Annotated in this window: 2 protein-coding genes; both read right to left on the bottom strand. The window is 33.6% G+C overall.

All coding sequences use genetic code 11. From position 1 onward, the window contains the following. Positions 1-88 precede the first annotated feature (88 nt). Positions 89-250 carry a hypothetical protein gene (locus ACT8VG_RS10910; protein ID WP_195921154.1) on the bottom strand — a complete coding sequence of 54 codons (162 nt, stop codon included), beginning with the start codon at positions 248-250 and terminating at the stop codon, positions 89-91. Between the two features lie 347 nt (positions 251-597). Beyond that, positions 598-1,736, bottom strand: a 1,139-nt coding sequence (locus tag ACT8VG_RS10905) for an amino acid ABC transporter ATP-binding/permease protein (protein ID WP_444195891.1), incomplete at its 5' end; no start/stop codon positions are given.

Below are 1,736 nucleotides of genomic sequence, written 5' to 3'. Positions count from 1 at the left end.
ATGAATTTAGAATACCTGATGATGTGATACTGTATCAGATATTTTCAATACGAAGCACTATGATATTGTTTCTCACTGTCTTGTTCACCTAATTGATATTTTCTTGAATTCCTCTACGCAGCAAGTCAAGAAATATGATACTCTCACCTTCCTCAACAGAATAGATACGTGCAGGGTTTTCAAGTTCTGTTTTCCATCCAGCAGGAATGGAAATATTTATTTGTACATTGTCACTTTTAGTTCGTGCCATTACTTTTTCCCACAACTTGAATGATATGCTGAATTATTAGGATTGCACAGTTCTGCATGGTTATTATTGTTCGCTATATGTGCAGCATTATTAGGATTTTTCCGATTACAGTGATAGTTGTTTTATTGTATGTGTGTTTATATCATAGTTACTTTTACTAATGATCTGTTGACTTTCTATACTTTAATATACATAGATTATATATCATTTTTCTAAGTATTTATCAAGTGAAATGTGGATTTCATCCCACACGCAAGCGTGTGGGTTTTTCGCCACAAAATTTATAACATATTTGTTCACCTCATAGTTATCTTAACATGAAAAAAGGATGCGTGAACATCCTCTTATTAAGAAATTCTACCATCCTTCATCTCATAAACAGTTTCTGCAATATTCATTGTAGATGCTCTATGTGATACAAGAACAATTGTTTTTTGTTTTGAAGACTCTTTTAATGATTTCAAGATAATACCTTCATTGAGTGAATCTAAGTTAGATGTTGGTTCATCCATAAGAATCATTGGTGCATCATGTAGGAATGCACGCGCAATTCCAATTCTTTGTTTCTCTCCACCTGATAATGTATCACCTAACTCCCCTACTTCTGTATCATAACCTTTAGGTAAAGTCATAATAAAATCATGAATAGAAGCTTTTTTGCAAGCTTCCATAATTTCTTCACGTGTAGCATCTTTTTTCGCAATCGCAATATTATTTGCGATAGAGTCATGGAAGAGATGAGTTTCCTGTGTAACATAACTTTCCATGTCACGAAGATGTTTGGTAGGAATCTGCTTGATTTCTTCTTCATCTACAGTAATAGAGCCTTGATGCACATCCCAGAAACGCATTAATAATTTTAGTATTGTAGATTTACCAGAACCACTCACACCATGGATTCCTGTAATTTTACCAGGTTCTAGTTTTAATGAATAATCATCTAGGATTGTTTCATCATCATATGAGAAAGTAACATGATTAAGTGTAGCTCCTTTAAAGGAATCATTAGTTTCTTTGTCTCCTTCTACTTCTTCTACAAGAGGTTTTTCTTCAAGAAGTGAAAGAACACGTTCACCACTTGCTAAGGTTTGATTGAGGTTATTAGAAAGACTTGATAAAGCGACTACGGGACCAAATGAACCCATCATGGATAAAGTACATGTAATAATACCTTCAAAACCTAATTCATGATTAAGATAAAGGAATAGTGTTAAGAAAAGCATACCAAATGAAGCTAAAAGAATAACTGTATTTGTGATAGAACGCTGAGCCCCTTCTCTATAGCTTAAGTATTCCTGCTGTTTTGCAAGTTGCTTAGAACGTTCAATAATTTCCTGCTTTCTTTCTTCACCCTGATTATATTGGATTGTTTCATCTAATCCACGTAAGGAATCCAATACAAAACTGTTTAATTCACCAAAATTATTACGAAATGTCATCCCTTCAGCACTTCCCAATTTGCCATTAATAACTGGTATAATCACAC

The sequence above is a fragment of the Catenibacterium sp. genome, from assembly GCF_052354645.1.
GTDB lineage: Bacteria > Bacillota_I > Bacilli_A > Erysipelotrichales > Coprobacillaceae > Catenibacterium > Catenibacterium mitsuoka_A.
This window is presented reverse-complemented; position numbering and strand designations above follow the sequence as displayed.

Excerpts from the sequence above, each read along its gene's own strand:
- ACT8VG_RS10910 (WP_195921154.1), bottom strand. The coding sequence starts at position 250 with ATGGCACGAACTAAAAGTGACAATGTACAAATAAATATTTCCATTCCT.